Source organism: Prevotella sp. P5-108 (assembly GCF_002251385.1).
GTDB lineage: Bacteria > Bacteroidota > Bacteroidia > Bacteroidales > Bacteroidaceae > Prevotella.
The window spans coordinates 62,469-78,532 of the sequence record NZ_NPJJ01000023.1; the positions used below are offsets into that span (position 1 = coordinate 62,469).

General features: G+C 58.1%; 13 protein-coding genes. 5 read left to right on the top strand and 8 right to left on the bottom strand.

Annotated elements, in window-relative coordinates:
- Nucleotides 1-85 precede the first annotated feature (85 nt).
- The 5 genes from CIK95_RS04015 to CIK95_RS04035 form a co-directional block, all read right to left on the bottom strand.
- On the bottom strand, nt 86-2,836 hold the full coding sequence (locus CIK95_RS04015; RefSeq protein ID WP_094466329.1) for a substrate-binding domain-containing protein: 2,751 nt from the start codon (nt 2,834-2,836) through the stop codon (nt 86-88).
- On the bottom strand, nt 2,833-3,057 hold the full coding sequence (locus CIK95_RS04020; protein WP_094466330.1) for a hypothetical protein: 225 nt from the start codon (nt 3,055-3,057) through the stop codon (nt 2,833-2,835). Before CIK95_RS04020 ends, CIK95_RS04015 begins: the two co-directional genes overlap by 4 nt.
- Nucleotides 3,058-3,232: 175 nt before the next feature.
- Nucleotides 3,233-3,514 carry a heavy-metal-associated domain-containing protein gene (locus tag CIK95_RS04025; RefSeq protein WP_022310032.1) on the bottom strand — a complete coding sequence of 94 codons (282 nt, stop codon included), beginning with the start codon at nt 3,512-3,514 and terminating at the stop codon, nt 3,233-3,235.
- A gap of 30 nt (nt 3,515-3,544) precedes the next feature.
- Nucleotides 3,545-5,515: a TonB-dependent siderophore receptor gene (locus CIK95_RS04030; protein ID WP_254046413.1), complete on the bottom strand. Its 1,971-nt coding sequence runs from the start codon at nt 5,513-5,515 to the stop codon at nt 3,545-3,547.
- Nucleotides 5,516-5,588: 73 nt separating this feature from the next.
- Entirely contained in the window at nt 5,589-6,143 is a 555-nt protein-coding gene (locus CIK95_RS04035; RefSeq protein WP_094385737.1) for an AraC family transcriptional regulator, read from the bottom strand.
- Nucleotides 6,144-6,294: 151 nt separating this feature from the next.
- Between CIK95_RS04035 and CIK95_RS13100 the strand changes: the two genes are divergently transcribed.
- From CIK95_RS13100 to CIK95_RS04045, 3 genes are all read left to right on the top strand, one after another.
- Complete coding sequence (locus CIK95_RS13100) at nt 6,295-6,465, top strand: hypothetical protein (protein WP_158215079.1); 171 nt, start codon at nt 6,295-6,297, stop codon at nt 6,463-6,465.
- A 437-nt stretch (nt 6,466-6,902) separates the two neighbouring features.
- The gene (locus tag CIK95_RS04040) at nt 6,903-8,072 is read left to right on the top strand and encodes a PAS domain-containing sensor histidine kinase (RefSeq protein WP_094385735.1); all 1,170 of its coding nucleotides are present in this window, start codon (nt 6,903-6,905) and stop codon (nt 8,070-8,072) included.
- Between the two features lie 172 nt (nt 8,073-8,244).
- Complete coding sequence (locus CIK95_RS04045; protein WP_094385733.1) at nt 8,245-9,906, top strand: putative transporter; 1,662 nt, start codon at nt 8,245-8,247, stop codon at nt 9,904-9,906.
- A gap of 86 nt (nt 9,907-9,992) precedes the next feature.
- Here the strand turns inward: CIK95_RS04045 and CIK95_RS04050 are convergent, their stop codons facing one another.
- Together CIK95_RS04050 and CIK95_RS04055 are read right to left on the bottom strand one after the other, a co-directional pair.
- Complete coding sequence (locus CIK95_RS04050; RefSeq protein ID WP_094385731.1) at nt 9,993-11,594, bottom strand: RluA family pseudouridine synthase; 1,602 nt, start codon at nt 11,592-11,594, stop codon at nt 9,993-9,995.
- Between the two features lie 63 nt (nt 11,595-11,657).
- Nucleotides 11,658-14,813, bottom strand: coding sequence for a C10 family peptidase (locus CIK95_RS04055; RefSeq protein WP_158215080.1), 3,156 nt, complete (start codon nt 14,811-14,813; stop codon nt 11,658-11,660).
- Here CIK95_RS04055 and CIK95_RS13105 point away from each other — a divergent pair.
- Nucleotides 14,806-15,120, top strand: a complete 315-nt coding sequence (locus CIK95_RS13105; RefSeq protein WP_158215081.1) for a hypothetical protein — start codon at nt 14,806-14,808, stop codon at nt 15,118-15,120. The two genes, CIK95_RS04055 and CIK95_RS13105, sit on opposite strands and share 8 nt — an antisense overlap.
- Nucleotides 15,121-15,192: 72 nt before the next feature.
- Here CIK95_RS13105 and CIK95_RS12740 read toward each other — a convergent pair whose 3' ends face one another.
- Entirely contained in the window at nt 15,193-15,552 is a 360-nt protein-coding gene (locus tag CIK95_RS12740) for a hypothetical protein (protein WP_144007718.1), read from the bottom strand.
- A gap of 76 nt (nt 15,553-15,628) precedes the next feature.
- Here CIK95_RS12740 and CIK95_RS04060 point away from each other — a divergent pair.
- A partial coding sequence (locus CIK95_RS04060; RefSeq protein ID WP_305775640.1) for an RHS repeat-associated core domain-containing protein occupies nt 15,629-16,064 on the top strand: 436 nt, incomplete at its 3' end.

Consider the following 16,064-nt stretch of genomic DNA (forward strand, 5'->3'; position numbering starts at 1 on the left):
TATGCCTGGGTCGATAATCAGGCTATAATTTTTCCATTCCTATATATAAAGCGTGCGACGATGACGGCTGTCACCGCGTGTCGGGTCATGAGTTGGCTATGTCTCCCGGCAACATGCCGTATTCGTCCTTGAAACACTTGGTGAAGTAGGACGGCGCCGAGAAGCCCACCTCGTATGCCACTTCGGCGATGGTCATGCTGCGGTTCTCCAGCAACCGCTTGCCCTTGGCGAGGCGTGCCTTGCGCAGGATGTCGACCACCGACGAGCCCGTCATGGCTTTGATCTTGCGATAGAGCTGCACGCGGCTCAGACCTATCTCCTTGCCGATGTCCTCGACACCGAAGTCGCAGTCGGAGAGATGCTGCTGGATGATGGCGTTGAGCTGCTTGACAAACTGCTTGTCTCGGGCGTTGAGCTGTGTGGCCTCGACCTCGGTCTCTACATCTGCGGCACGCTGGTATACATGCTTGAGCAGCTTTCGCTGCTTCAGCAGATTGTCGATGCGTGCCAGGAGCACCTTGCCGTGGAATGGCTTGGTGATGTAGGAGTCGGCGCCATGCTCATAGCCTTCTGCGCGGTGTTCCTCCAGGTTCTTGGCGGTGAGCATGATGACCGGGATGTGCGAGGTGGCGGTTCCGGTCTTGAGCTGCTCGGTGAATTCGAGTCCGTCCATCACCGGCATCATCACGTCGCAGACCACCAGGTCGGGCACCTCCCTGCGTGCCACCTCCAGACCCTCCTTGCCGTCGGCAGCCTCAATTACGAAGTAGGTGTCCTGCAACAGCGTGCGCTCATACTGGCGTATGTCGTTGTTGTCGTCGATGATGAGTATCGTGGGCTTGTCGGCTTCTTCGCTCACCAGCTGTTGCACCTTGCCCTGCTGCTTGTCGCCGTCGTCGATGTATTGCAGCGCTGCCTCGTCGGCGGTCGGGGTGATGGTGTCGGTGTCGTCGGCTATCGGCGCGCCGTCGGCCTGATGGCGGGGGATGACCACGATGAAGTCGGCGCCCATGCCGGGACGGCTCTCCACCCTTGCCTCGCCGTGGTGGAGTTCGGCGAACGACTTGACCAGAGCCAGTCCTATGCCCGTGCCGCTTGCGGCGCCCTTGAGCTGGAAGAACCGCTCAAACACCTTGTCCGCCTCTGCGCTGGCGATACCCTTGCCCGTGTCGCGCACATCGATGCGTATGTTGTCGGCCTCGGCGGCGAGCGTCACATGGATTTCGCCTCCTGCCGGAGTGTATTTCAGTGCGTTGCTGATGAGGTTGAACACGATGCGCGCCACTTTCTCCTTGTCGGCGACCATCATGCGGTCGGTGTCGAAGCCTGTGGAGGCACAGTCCATCCTTATCTTCTTGCGCTCGGCAGTCAGGCGGAAGTCGTCGGTCCACACCCTCATTGCCTCGACGATGTCAAAGCGGCTGAGGCTAAGCTCCATCTTGCCGTTCTGTATCTTGCGGAAGTCGAGGATATTGCCCACGAGCTGCTGTAGAGCCAGCGCGTTGCGCTGCACCATCTTGAGCAGTTCGCGGCTCCTGCCCTTGATGCTGGAGTCTTCGAGCATCATCTCCACAGGGTCGGCGATGAGCGTGAGCGGTGTGCGCAGTTCGTGGCTGATGTTGGTAAAGAACACCAGGCGCGAGTGGGTGAGCTCCATCACCTCCTCGTTGAGTCGCTTCAGCTCCTTGTTCTTCTCCTCCAGTTCTCCGTTGGCCTTGGCGAGCTGCTCGTTGAGTTTGGCCTTGATGATATATCCTCTGAAAATCATGGCGGCGGCGGTGACGCATACCAGGAGGAACGCTCCGAGGCCGATGAGCATTACCTTCTGCGCATTATAGTCGGAGAGGTATTGGTTGACCTGGTTGTGGAGCGTCTTCAGATTGCGTGACTGCCTCTCCGCATCGCGCGCCTCCATCAGCGTGAGTTCGGCGTTGGCCTTGGTGATGATGGATGTACTCAGATAGTTGTCCTTGTCAAAGGGATTGTGGGTAAGTATCTTCATGGCGAGCGCTATCACCTGGTCGCCCTTGGTGGGGTAAAGATATGACGCCTCAAGCACGCCGTCGCGCACCAGCTCCAGACCTCCGCCCTCGGTGGCGAGCCCATCCACGCCCGTATACTTGTATCTCTTGCCCACGCCCATCTGCTGCGCTGCCACATAGGCACCCCAGGCGAGTCGGTCGTTATGGGCGTAGACATAGTCGAAGTCCTGCGTGCGCTTCAGGATGCGCTTCATCGCCTGGATGCCGCTCTCCTCTTTCCAGTCGCCACCCTCCGACACCACCACCTCTATGCCGGGATAGGACTTGACGGCATCCATAAATCCGCGATGACGCTCCAGGGCTGGCGACGAGCCTTCGAGGCCTGTGATTTCGACGATACGGCCCTTGCCGTGCAACTGCTGGGCGATGAACGTACCCATAGACTTGCCTATCAGATAGTTGTCGCAGCCGATGAAGGCAGTATACTTGTCAGAGTTGGTCTTGCGGTCGTAGAGTATCACGGGGATGCCCTTGTCGTAGGCTCGCTCTACGGCCTTGGATATCGGGCTCAACTGGTTGGGCGACACCACCAGCAGGTCGACGCCCTCGTCGACAAACTGGTTGATCTGCTTGTTCTGCAAGACATTGTCGTCGTTAGACGAGGCGAGCTTCACGATGATCGAGTCATTGAGAAACTCGCCCATCTTGAGCTCGTCGTTCAGCTTGTTGCGCCAGATGTCTTCAGAGCATTGCGACACGCCGATGACAAAAGGTCGGGGCTTGCCGGTGCAGGCTGCGAGCAGCACCACGCAGGCAATGATCAGCAGGGGGATGGTGATGAGATACTTCTTCATGTCCAAAAGGGTATAAGTATATAGTTGCCAGCTGCAAATATACGACAATTTTCAGAGATAGAGACGATTAAGGCGAGAAAAGAGTGGCTCCCGCCGATATCGGCGATGGTCAGCCCGTGGGTAGAGGTACCCTCCACGGTTCCCAAGGTACCTTCCAGCTCGCCCAAGGTACCCTCCACGGTTCCCAAGGTACCCTCCAGTTCGCCCAAGGTACCCTCCACGCCGCTGGAGTTACCCTCCCTGTCGCCGACCTACGCAAAAGCCTCACCCTGGGTAGTATGCTGCCGATAGAAGGCTGCCGGGCTGGGCGCGCGGACATACTGCCCGAGGTGAGGCTTGGCTGCTATGGTCTCCGGTCGCGTCTTCATGACGGTGGGCCGGACTTGGGAGCTTCTGTTACTTCTTCTTTATCTCGTAACCTATCTTCCTGAAGGCGGCGACATAGTCTTCGTACTTGGCCTTCTTGCCGTCGTAGATGATGGTGACCCGCTGGTCGTCGACCGAGGTCTCTATCTTCTTTGTGCCCTTGACAAAACGGATGTTGCTCTTGATTTTGTTCTCACAGTTCTGGCAGTGCATCTGCGGCAGAGTGGTTACGGTGAGCGTGTCGGCCGGTGCCTTGGCAATCATGTTGCCCGCTGTCGCAAGCAACCATGCCATTAAAAGATACTTCTTCATGTTCTATAGTTTTTTGAATGATTTGTAGCGTTATAGCTTTTCCAGTTTGAACCTCAGTCCTATATAAGCCATCGCTCTGGTTACCGGTCCCCACACCTGAGTGGCGTCGAAGCCGGCATCCCAGGGATGGTGGGCACCCTGGATGGGGTTGGCAATCTTGTAGTTGGTAAGATTTTCGCCACCGACATAGAGGCTGATGTTGCGGAATTCCCTTGTAATCTGCGCCTGCAGCTGGAAGTAGGCGGGGTAGCGGCTCTGGTCGTAGAGGCGTCCACCTCCATTGAGCTGGCCAGTCACATCAAACTGCCAGAGTTGGAGCGGCGTCTTGTAAGAGAGCGTGAGCAGCCCCTTGTAGCGCGAAGTGAGCGGCTTGACTTGCCTTGCTCCGTCGTAGGTACAACGGACATCGTTCAGGCGGAAAGCGGCAGTGGCCGACATGCCGTCCCAGAACGGATAGGTGGCATCGACCTGCAGCGTGTGGCTATAGCTTCTGCCGTCAAGGTTCTCAAACGAGAGCGTGTGGGCGCCCCGGGCTCCGTCGAAGTTGATGACCATCTGGTTCAGGAAGTCGGTGTAGTAATACTCTGCGTTCAGCTCGAGTGTGTGGTTGGCCACGGGCAGGTTCAGACCTATGGATAATCCCATGTTCCATGCCTCCTCCTGCTTCAGGTCTGGACTTACGATGACCTCTCTGCCACTTGCCAGCAACGCGGTGTTCTCTGCCAGCGCATGGGGTGACCGATAACCCTTGCCTACCGATGTGCGGAGGGTCACCACGTCGGATGGAGAATACTTGAGGTGCAGTCGGGGCGTGACGAAGTTGCCGTAGAGACTCGAGTGGTCCCATCTCACGCCGGGCATCACCGTGAGGCGGTCGCCCAACTTATAGGTGTACTGGGCGTAGATGCCCGGAGTGGTCTCGCGGGTCACCCGGCTCGCGGCGTCGGGCAATGTACCGAGCGGGTTGAAACGCTCGTCGTAGTTGTCGTGGTTGAGCGACGCCCCGACGCTGATGTTGTGATGGTCATCGATGTCGGTCTCAAACATCAACTGGGCATAGCCGTTCTTCTGGGTCACATCGTAACGGGTGAGGCCGAAGCCATAATCGGCGTCGTGCCACGAGCCGTGCAGCATGAGGGCTATCGACGTGTTGTGGTCGGCGTTCAGGGTGAAGCCATTCTTCCACTGCATCTCGTATCGGTCGGTCTCTACCGCTGTAGCATAGAGTGGCGCCGACGAGAAGGTGGCGTGCTTGGCGCTCTGTCCGCCTTGGCGCTCGTCGTGGAGCCCCCGCAGCAGCAACTGGCTAATCCAGCGCGGCGAGACATAAGCCCAGCGGTGCATCAGGTTGTATTGGCGCAGCTTGGGCATATCCATAAATCCGTCGCCATTGCCGTCGTGGTCCATCTGTCGGTTCTCGAAGTGCAGCAGAGTGGCTGTAGACAGTCGGCTGTTGAGGTGTATGCTTCCATCGAGGTTGACCTCGGTCTTCAGTTCACTGTCCTGATAGACATTGGCCCTCACTCCATCGGTACCCTGTGGCTTGAGAAACTCTATATTTATCTGGCCCGTGGTGCTCTCATATCCGTTTTTGACGCTCGATGCCCCCTTGCTCACCTGTATCGACTGCATCCAGGGTCCGGGCACATAGCCAAGACTGTAGGGGAGTGCTGCGCCGCGCAGATTGGGTATGTTTTCGGTGAGCATCTGGACATAGGTGCCGCTGAGTCCAAGGAGTTTTATCTGTCGGGCTCCCGTGGCAGCGTCGCTGTAGCTTACATCGACCGAGGGGTTGGTCGTGAACGACTCGCCCAGGTTGCAGCAGGCAGCACGTATCAGTTGGCCCTGACCAATGAGGTCGGTATTGTCCACGCGGTATCGTGCCTTGATGCCCTTGGTGGCTTTGACCACCACCTGCTTGAGGTCGTGGGTCTGGGTGGTAGTGTCCTGCTGTGCCGAGAGGGTCTGGGTCGCCAGCATACCTACCAGTAGTATAATCAAAGTTCTTTTCATCTGTGTAGTCTTTTTCCTTACTAACAATCTCTTTATCCTTAATGCCAGTATCTATACCTTATTATAATGCATCGAGGGCAGTACGCCGGTGTATCTCCAGCTCGCGAAACTCCCGAGGCGTCATCCCCGTCACCTGCTTGAACTGCGAAGACAGATAAGTGGGTGAACCGTACCCCAGCCGGTAGGCTATCTGGCTGGTAGTGAGGCTGCTGTAGCATAGCAGTTCCTTGGCGTATTCGACGCGATGGTGGATAGCGAACCTCTCGATGGTGATGCCGCGCACCTCGGAGAACAACTTGCTCAGGCTGCTGTACTCCCGATGGAGCCGACAGGACAGATAGTCTGACAGCTTGGGTCGCACGGAGTCCATCCTTACCCATGCCTGTACGGCTATGCGTATCTGCTCGACCAGTTGGCTGCGAGGGTCGTCGAGGAGTTCAAATCCTATGGCGTGCAGACGCTCTGCCACGGCATGGCGCTGGCTGTCGGAGAGATTTTCTGCCGTCTCCGCTTCTCCCAGAGTTATCGACATGACCGTCAGGTCTTCAGACATGAGTATATCCTTGACTGCGCTGATGCAGCGAGGGCATACCATATTCTTTATCAATAGCTTCATCGATGTCTATAGGTGTTTCTGTTCTTATCGTGTACAAAGGTAAATCTTTTCGCGTTAATATTTGTACAAAATTAAGGATAATGTTTTCAATTTTTTGAGCATCAACACATAGACAGTCCCATGCTGCAGCGTCGACGGGGGATAGCTGAGCATGATGGTGCAGACGATTACGCCAGAGGGAGCAATGGCTGCGGCGCGCGCGATGAAGGGCTTGGGCGTGAGGGAGGCTCGGGTGCCGACTGATGTGGCTGCCGCCATCCCCGCGATAGGGATAAAAGAAAAGGAGGTGGCTTCAGTCGCTACCGAAACCATCTCCTTATAATTCTTGACCAAGTTGGCGCCTCAACGACGCCTCATGACCTGGGAACTATCCATCTGTAGCTCCATCGAGCTTGTGATTTCAAATCCCCGACGGCCTCGAGAACACTTCACATTTACCTAAATTCCTCAGGCCGCCACAAAAAAACTTAAAACTAACTAACTCTCCATCAGTGACTGTATTCCGTAAAATACTATTAATGTCCCTGTCTCTGCTCCTCATCCTCTCGGACTCAGGTAGAGATGTTATGAGAATGACGGAATAACTTTTATCCATTGCAAAAGTACTATTTTTGAGGGATATAATTGATTTTCATCAAAAGAAAATTCATGGTTTTGACAATTATTATAGTTTACAGCGCGTTTTTTAGGGTTTCTGCGCATTTTTTTAGCCTCATTAATGTACTAAATGGTATCATTTGAGCGTTATACCTATAAGATATGAAATGGACAGACCGCATACGACAGGTAAAGATAGTGCTGGTGGTGATAGCCATACTGATGGCTGTCGCCTCGGTGATGGTGTCTCATCGGCTGACGCGCGACCTCGAAGCCGAGGAGCGCAACAAGATGGGGGTGTGGGCAGAGGCTATGCGCTCGCTCAACACCGCCGACGAGAACACCGACCTCAATCTGGTGCTGCGCGTGATAGACGAGAACCACACCATCCCCGTCATCGTGCTCAACCAGCAGGGGAGGGTGCAGACGGTGCGCAATGTGGATACTGGTCGCCGCCACGATGCCGACAGCACCGCCTATGTCGCGCAGATGGCTTCGCGGCTCAAGGCGGGTGGCCACTACATCCGTATCTATCTCGACGAAGACCATGCCGATGGCTATATCGACGTGTGCTATGACGACTCGCTCACGCTGAAACGCCTTGCCGTCTATCCCTATATACAAATAGGAGCAGTATTGCTCTTCGTGGGCGTGGCGGTGATAGCCCTGCTCACCTCGAAGCGGGCCGAGCAGAACCGCGTGTGGGTGGGCCTGTCCAAGGAGACCGCCCACCAGCTGGGTACTCCTATCAGCAGCCTCATGGCGTGGGTCGAGATACTGCGCGAAAACTATCCCGACGACGACTTGATACCCGAGATGGACAAGGACGTGAAGCGTCTGCAACTCATTGCCGACCGCTTCTCCAAGATAGGGTCGCTCCCCGAGCCTGTGCCCGTGAGCCTTGACACCACGCTGAGTCATGTGGTCGACTATATGGACCGCCGCACCTCGCGCCGGGTGGTCATCAGCGTCAGCCATACCCAGGGCGACCAGACGGTGAACCTCAACGCGTCGCTCTTCGAATGGGTCATCGAGAACCTGTGCAAGAATGCTGTCGACGCTATGGGCGGCGACGGCGGAAAGATAACCATTACTACTGGCACTTCGCCCAAGGGCGTGTGGATAGAGGTTGCCGATACGGGCAAGGGCATCCCCAAGAAGGATGTGGGCAACGTGTTCCGCCCCGGATTTACCACCAAGCGTCGCGGATGGGGACTGGGCCTTTCGCTCGCCAAGCGCATCGTCGAGGAATACCACCACGGCCGCATCTATGTCAAGAGTTCCGAGCCCGGCGTGGGCACCGTGTTCCGCATCGAGCTGCGGCAGTGCTGAGCAAGTCACGCCGCAGCCCGTCGCGGCTATGCCCGAGGTGCGCACCATGCCCTCTGCCGTGCCCTTTTGCCCCAGCCCGCTGTGGTTTTGGGCTTATTCCATTATTTTTTAGCGTTTTTGCTTTCCCACAAGTTTACTTTTTACTACCTTTGTCGGTTGAAACGTTATTGGTATGAACTGGATTACTGAAATACTGACCGGCAACTCGCCTGTACACACCATCATCGCGCTGTCATTGATATGCGCCTTGGGCCTCGCCTTGGGCAAGGTGCGCCTGATGGGCGTGTCGTTGGGCGTGGCTTTCGTGTTTTTTATTGGTATTCTTGCCGGACATATCGGCGTGACCGTCGATGCCGAGAGTCTGGCTTACGCCGAGACCTTCGGACTGGTCATCTTTGTCTATATGCTGGGTCTCAGCGTGGGCCCCAACTTCTTCGGTTCGCTCCGTCGTGAAGGACTGTCCCTCAATCTGTGGTCTTTGGGCGTGATACTCTTGGGTACGCTCTTCGCCATCGTGCTGGTGCCGCTCACCGGAGTCAATCTGCCCGACATGGTGGGTCTGCTCTGCGGAGCCACAACCAACACCCCTGCGCTGGGTGCCGCCCAGCAGGCGCTGCATCAGGTGGGCAAACCCGCCGGGTCGCTCGCCTTGGGTACCGCCGTCACCTATCCCTTCGGTGTGGTGGGCGTCATCCTGGTGATGGTGGTGCTGCGCCGCTTCCTGGTGCGCCCCGCCGACCTCAAGGTGCGCTCGCGCGACGAGGCCGACCATACCTATATCGGCGAATATGAAGTGGTGAACCCCGCCCTTGACGGCAAGAAGGTTGAGGACTTCGCCCAGAGTTCCCACGAGCACTTCATCATCTCGCGCATCTGGCGTGGACAGGAAGTGATAGTACCCTTTGCGCAGACCGTGCTGAAGATGCACGACAAGCTGCTCGTCATCACCAACAAGCACGACCGCAACGCCATGGCCATCCTCTTCGGCCACGAGTGTGATACCAACTGGAACGAGGGCAAGATAGACTGGAACCATATAGACTCAGAAGTGGCGAGCCGCACCATCGTCGTATCGCGCAAGGTGCTCAATGGTAAGCATCTGGTAGACCTCCAGCTGCGTTCCACCTACGGTGTCAACGTGAGCCGTGTCTTGCGCGGCGACCTGAAGCTCCTCGCCACCGACGACTTGCGCCTGCAGTATGGCGACCGTGTCGTTGTCGTCGGTACTCCCAAGTCGCTCGACAATGTGGAGAAGTTCATCGGCAACGGAGTGCAGACCCTCAACGAGCCCAACCTCGGCAGCATCTTCCTTGGCGTGGTGCTCGGTCTGCTGCTTGGCTCCATCCCCATCGCCATCCCCGGCGCCGCAGCCCCCGTGCGCCTCGGCATAGCCGGTGGCCCCATCATCATGGGTATCATCGTCGGCGCCCTTGGCCCCAAGGCCCACTTCATCTCCTACACCACCCGCAGCGCGTCGCTCATCCTGCGCAAGTTCGGGCTGTCGCTCTACCTTGCCTGCCTGGGTCTCGAGGCTGGCAAGGACTTCTTCCATACGCTCATCCGACCCGAGGGCCTCATGTGGATAGGTATCGGTGCGCTGCTCACGCTTATACCTATATTAATAATAGGTATCATCATGCTGCGCATGCACCGCTACGACTTCGGTACCATCTGCGGCGTGCTCTGCGGCAGTATGGCCAACCCCATGGCTTTGGGCTATGCCAACGATACGCTTCAGGGTGATACCTCTTCGGTCAGCTATGCGTCGGTCTATCCCCTCGGCATGTTCGTGCGAGTCATCATCGCCCAGATTATCATCATGTTCTTTGTCTGAACCGCCGTCGCGGCTTCCGCCCGGCGCCACCATATGCAGAAGGCCCGCTTTCCCTTGTGAGGAGAGCGGGCCTTCTGTCTGTCGGGTCAGAACGGTGGCGGCGAGCATACCGTCATGGGCTTGCCCGTGACGGGATGGATGAAGGAGAGCGACTGCGCATGCAGGTAGAGGCGGTCGCCGCCATGACCGTAGAGCGGGTCGCCAAGGATGGGGCGGCCGAGACCACGGCTGTGGGCGCAGTGTACGCGCAGCTGATGGGTGCGTCCCGTGAGCGGATGCAGCTCCACGCGGTCGTCGCCGGTCATGCGGTATCGGGTGTGGGCGTCCTTGCCTTCGGCGTCGTCTACCCGCTGTCGCGGACGGTCATCGGCGTCGGGCGCCAGAGCCAGCCTTATCTCGCCCTCGGCAGCCACGGTAGTGCCCGAAGGCTCGAGCCGCGCCACATAGGTCTTGTCTATCTCGCGGCTGGCAAACTGGCGCTGCAGCCGGTGGTAGACCTCGGTGGTGAGCGCCACTATCATCAGTCCGCTGGTGTCCATGTCGAGCCGGTGTACCACCATAGGTCCTGTGGCATGAGGATGACGCCGGCGCATGATGGATGCCACCGACTCGCGTTCCTGTCTGCCTGGCACGCTCAGCATGCCAGCCGGCTTGTTTACCACCACGAGCCACTCGTCTTCATAGACGATGTCCAGCCGATGGTCGTCGGGCGTGTCGTCGCTGTCTTCCACCTCTATTCCTTGCAGCATGTAGCTCAGCACGGGCCTGCACTTGCTCTGGCAAGCCGGGTAGTAATGCAGGTGATGGCGTATCTCTCCCTCGGGACTCTCGCCCCACCAGAACATCGCCATGCACAGCGGGCGCAAGCCCATCCTGTAGGCATATTGCAGCAACTTGGGCTCGCAACATTCGCCCGTGCCGCCCGGTGGGGTGAGGTAGGGACGCTGCGGGTCGTAGTGGGCAAAGATGTCGGCGATGGAAGCCTCTTCGCCACGGCCGTTGAGCATCACAAAGCGGTCGAAGAGCCAGTGCTGCAGGCTGTCGCTCATCTCGCGTCGCCTGGCGATGAGCCGCTGTCGCTCTTCGCGCTCCCTCTCCTGTCGGCGGTTTACCGCGCCGATGACCACAGTCCACCGCTCTCTGATGCGGCGCAGCTGCGCCTTCTGGTACTGGCTCTCGCGGACGAGTCTGCGCGCCGTCTCTTCATCGGCGGTGGGGCGCAGCAGGTCGCGGCGCCGCTTGGACTGCTCCATCGTCTTGCGCCAAGCCTCCACACGGCGGTCGCGACAGGCTTCAATCACCTGGCAGCGCTCTCGGACGAGGCTGCCATTGTCGGCATCCATGGCCTTGAGGCTGTGGTTGATGGCGCTTATCTCCCGCTCGGTCTGCTTGAAGTGTCCGGTGGGCGCGAGATAGTCGTAGACCGGCGGCACAAAGTCGTCGGTGAGCGGATAGCTGCCGCCCAGCTGTCCGCTGTAAGCCTGCAGATAGCCCAAGTCGTCGCCCCGCCTTACCACCAGCACGCCAAACATTTTGCCCCGCTCTTCGGGGTATCTGCTCATGATTTCCGGCAGACTGCGCTGCAGTTCTCTGGCAGCGGCGATGCACAGCGCATGGGGCTGGTAACTGAATGGGTCGTTCATGCGCGCGGGTGGCGCAATGGTAGTATTGAGTATATGAAATAGCATGATTGTCGTCGTCTCTGTCGTCAGCCCGCCTGTCGGGCTGCGGGTTGTGGCACCGTAGGCAGTTTACCTGGCAGCCTTGACCACCTTTCTCCCGCCCACGATGTATACGCCCTGCGGATAGCCCGTGAGGTTGACCGCCTGGCCCTCTATGCGCGCCGTGCCCACCTTGACTCCCGTGAGGGTGTAGACCGCCACGGTCGAGCCTTCAGCCCATGTGGCGTCGATGCCCGATGTGGTGCCTTCTATCACGATGCTCTCTCCCTCGGCAGGCTCAGCTGTCGGCACAAAATATGCGCGGAACGGCGCTATCTGTGTCGCCTCGCTGTGGTAGTCGAAAGCATTGCTGTGGGTGTTGAGCGTGAAGCTGGCTGCCACCGACGGACTGTAGGTGGTGCCCTTGAAGCAGTAGTCGTCGGTCTCGGCGCTCAGGCGTTGCGACGCGTCTATCTGCGCGTTGACGGCGCTGAAGGTGAGCGTCTTGCCCTTGAGTGTGCCGGTACCCTTGATGACGAAGGGCTCGGCGGCGGTGATGGCTGCTGCGGGTTCGAATATCGGGGCAAGCGTCTGGTTCTGCCCCGCGTAGCGTCGCAGGTAGAGACGGCTCTGGTCTATGCTCACCCGCTCACCCTCGCAACTGATGTCGGTGGGGGCGAAGGGCAGCGCAAGCGTCTGCCAGTTGTTCTCGCTCTTTGCTTCGGCAGCCAGGGCGCGGCTATAGCTCACGCTGCCCGCCGTGAACGCCACGGGCGTCATAAAGGGATAGCCGTCGGTGAGCGTGATGCGGTCGGCGTAGGTGCCGCTCACCACGTTCTTGCCCGCCAATGTCGAGGGCACCGTGGCTGTGGCGTCTATGAGATACAGCGCATTGGGGTTGGTCGATGGGGCGATGGCGTTGATGCCCGTCACACCACGCATATCTATCGCCATGGCACTGCCTCCGTCTATGGCGGCGGCAGGAACCTGTGCCGAGGTGGTGCCGTCGGCATGGTAGAAGATGATGCCAGGATGCTGCTCGCGCGAGTAGATGGCGTTGGGGTTGTTGTTGTCGAGCGCCGATTTGGCTCCCTCATAGAAGAGTCGCAGCGCATACTTGTAGCCCGTCTGCAGGCCGTCGAAGCGGCATACTGAGCGTGTCTGCTCACCCGCTTTCACCTTGATGCTGATATACTTTGTGACCAGGGGCGACAGCGTGCGTCCGCCTATCTGCCCTCGGTAGAGCGTCACCACCACATTGCCGTTGTAGTCGGCTGTACCCTTGTTGTTCAGGATGATGGTGGCACGGCGGTAGTTGCCATACACCTTGTTGCCCACCATATTGTCGTAAGCCACATATCCCACCGAGAGGTTTACCGCCTGCGTGTCGGTCGTGGTGATGGCCACCTGGGTCGAACCCACCACCTGTGTGCCGTTCTTGTCGCGCGCGAGCCATATATAGTATGTTCCCGCAGGGGTGGGAGTGAAGGTCATGGTCACCTCGTTGTCCTTTCCGCCCACGAGCGATACGCCGCCTGTGCTTGCGGGCTTGCCTTTGGTTGAGGCGCTGGTGCTGGCAAAGAGGTAGAGGTCGCCTATATAGTCGTCGCCGGTATTGCTGATGACCGCCTTGACGTGTTGCTCCACGCCCGCCACGCGGTTGTTGATAAACGACCACTCCTTGACGCTCAGCTTGGCGTTGTTGAGCGGATGGCGGGTCAGCGTCACCTTGCCCCCAGCCGACACTGCCTCGATATACTCATGACTTGCGTCGCAGCAAGCCGACCACTTGCTGCCTCCTATCTGTTTCCAGATGGGAATGATGCGGTAGGTGCCGTCAACGAGGTTGTTGACAGAGAAAATCTCTTTGATTTCGTAATTGTTTTTGAGAAACACCATGGAAGACGCCAGTTTGGTGATGGAGCCATTGGCTGCGATGACGCCTATGCCCACCGAGCCGGTCTGCGCAGAGCCTGTGAAATTGGTAAAGGTGGTTGAGATGGAGCTGCCCTTCACGCTGATGTTTCGTGCCGAGAGCGTCGGCGTGCCGTCTATGCCGCTGTCTATCCCGTCGTTAGGCTTCACCCCGATGATGGCTTCCTGCTCCAGGGAGAAGCCCTTGCCGTTGGCGGTGCTCACGCTGGTGGCTTCCGACTGGTAGAGCACACTGATGCGGAAATATCCGTTGCTCGAACCGCCCCAGCCCCAGTTGACATGGAAGAGGTCGGCGGTGTCGTAGCCGTCGATGACGAAGGCGTGGCCGCCGCGTAGGGTCGAGTTGGCACGGTAGCCCACGGGCCTGCCCTCGGCGACCTCGCGGTAGAGCAGGTCTGTCCATTCGGTTTGGGTGTAGTTGGTGCGGCACACGTTGCGTACGGTCTCGTCATAGCCCATCTTGTCGCGCAGCAGCTGTACGCCCATCTGCATGTTTGACGCCGAGGCTGCGCCATACGCCATCTGGCATCCCGTGCCCACGATGACCATGAGCTGTGCCACGGCTGTCTTTTCTGCCTCCGTGTTGGCTGCCGAGTATGTATTTCTGATGTTGTTCCAGTCTATCTTGGTGCCCTTGGCTACGGCATCCATCCTGATGCTCTTGCCGCCGCTGGTGAACGAGTAGGAGGGGATGTCTGCCATCGTCGCCGACGGGTAGCGATAGTACGCCATCATCTGTCCCAGCGCCGTAGCCACACATCCTGTGGCCGACCGGGCGCCGCTTGACGACCCGTCGCTGTTGTTGTAGACGGGGCACAGCTGGTTGTACGGGTCTTTCTGGTTCCACGCCGTGGGCAGCAGGGGCGCAACGAAACGGCGCGAGGGATGAGCCACCTGCGCCCTCATGGCGCTGGCGCTCTGCGACGCCTGCCCAGCCTCGGGCAGCGAGTCGAGCGCCTCTATCTGGTGGCGGTAGTCGGCGAGCATGTCGCGCAGGGCGTCGGGCAGGGTTGCCTCGTCGTAGCTGCCGCTGTCGGTATAACCCAGTATGCTGGGCACGCGGTCGTCGCCGGCGATGATGACAAATCCGCCGCCGTTTTCTACATCGTATATGTAGTAAGGTGCGTGGGTCGAGGTGCTCCCCTTAACCTTCAAGGGTGCTGTCGGGGTGACTATCTGCTTGCCGCGCTGCGTGGCAAAGGTCTGTGCCGTGGCGCGGGCGGTGCGGGCGTCGATGGGGGCGGCTGTGGCAGCCAGTGTCGATGCCAGCCATGCCACCATGACAATCGTGATAAATCGGGATATGCGCATATCAGTTTGTGTTTTAACGGTTAGCGGTGCGCCCGGCGTGTTGGCCATAGGCGCGTTGTACGCCACAAATGTACAAAAAAATAGCAAACCAACTGCGGTTGCCCCCATATTTTTTTTGATTTTTTCTCCCGTTTCCGCCGTCACATTCCTGTTTCCGCCGTCACATTCCCGCTTTTGCCGGTCGTCGATGGCGGCAGTGGCGGGCAACTCCGCGCCATCCTCATCAGCGGCGGCGGGCGTGACAGCCCCTTACGCCCTCATGCTGAGTACTTTGGCTGCCGCCGTTGTCATGACTGCCGGCTCGTAACGGAAGGCACGGGCTCACGTGCCTATTGAAACGAGGGTTCGTAACAATTGTTACGTGGGCTCGTGCCTATTGTTACGAACCCCTGAAAGCGGTCGCGGCGCCGCTGGGGTAGCCGGCGGTGGCAGCATCGGTGACCGCCGTCACGACAAGTGGTGCTGGCAGCGTCGCCACGTACGGCGCGGTGGGGCTGTCGGTAGGCGCCGTGGGGGTACACGAACCATAACAGATGCCACATCTGATGGTACCCTTGCCATTATAGTTAGTACAACGAGGCTTCTTTGATGAATATGGATTGTATCCTTTTCCACTACGTCCGCCACGAACCTGTCCACCTGAGCCACTTGACCCCAACGGGGGGCAGCAGGCTGCATCTATATTATTTTCTCCCCCTGCCATCACTTTTCTGCCATTTTTCTTTGCGCGTGTGTACATTATTATTATATTTGCAATGTAAACATCTTAACCCCTGTCCATGCGCCGCCAGATTGTCATAATGCTGTTGGGGCTCATGACCACTCTGAGCCTCCCTGCTTTCGCCATTGCCGGAAGCAGAGAGAATGACCACGCCACCCAACCCTACAAATACATAGGCAAAGAGCTCGACCGCACCCATGGACTGGACTGGTACGACCACGGTGCAAGACACTACGACCCCGTGACGGGAAGATGGAACGTAATGGATGCCTTGGCGGAGAAATACTACTCATGGTCGCCATACGTGTCGTGTGGAGACGACCCCGTGAACTACATTGATGCAAGGGGGGACAGCGCATGGGCTGTAAGAAGACAATGGAGTGAAGAGGATAGTGAGAATTTTTCCAATTTTGTACAATTAAGAACAGGAGAGTACAATATAGCGGATAGTGCTATAATAGATAGTATTTGCAAATTATATAACTCATATTCCTGTGAATTTATTATTTGTACATTAGGATATACTCTTC

What these genes read in the sequence shown, in the direction of transcription:
- CIK95_RS04015 (WP_094466329.1), bottom strand. Translation starts at nt 2,836, where the DNA reads ATGAAGAAGTATCTCATCACCATCCCCCTGCTGATCATTGCCTGCGTG.
- CIK95_RS04025 (WP_022310032.1), bottom strand. Translation starts at nt 3,514, where the DNA reads ATGAAGAAGTATCTTTTAATGGCATGGTTGCTTGCGACAGCGGGCAAC.
- CIK95_RS04035 (WP_094385737.1), bottom strand. Translation starts at nt 6,143, where the DNA reads ATGAAGCTATTGATAAAGAATATGGTATGCCCTCGCTGCATCAGCGCA.
- CIK95_RS13100 (WP_158215079.1), top strand. Translation starts at nt 6,295, where the DNA reads ATGATGGTGCAGACGATTACGCCAGAGGGAGCAATGGCTGCGGCGCGC.
- CIK95_RS04040 (WP_094385735.1), top strand. Translation starts at nt 6,903, where the DNA reads ATGAAATGGACAGACCGCATACGACAGGTAAAGATAGTGCTGGTGGTG.
- CIK95_RS04045 (WP_094385733.1), top strand. Translation starts at nt 8,245, where the DNA reads ATGAACTGGATTACTGAAATACTGACCGGCAACTCGCCTGTACACACC.
- CIK95_RS04050 (WP_094385731.1), bottom strand. Translation starts at nt 11,594, where the DNA reads ATGCTATTTCATATACTCAATACTACCATTGCGCCACCCGCGCGCATG.
- CIK95_RS13105 (WP_158215081.1), top strand. Translation starts at nt 14,806, where the DNA reads ATGCGCATATCAGTTTGTGTTTTAACGGTTAGCGGTGCGCCCGGCGTG.
- CIK95_RS04055 (WP_158215080.1), bottom strand. Translation starts at nt 14,813, where the DNA reads ATGCGCATATCCCGATTTATCACGATTGTCATGGTGGCATGGCTGGCA.
- CIK95_RS12740 (WP_144007718.1), bottom strand. Translation starts at nt 15,552, where the DNA reads ATGTACACACGCGCAAAGAAAAATGGCAGAAAAGTGATGGCAGGGGGA.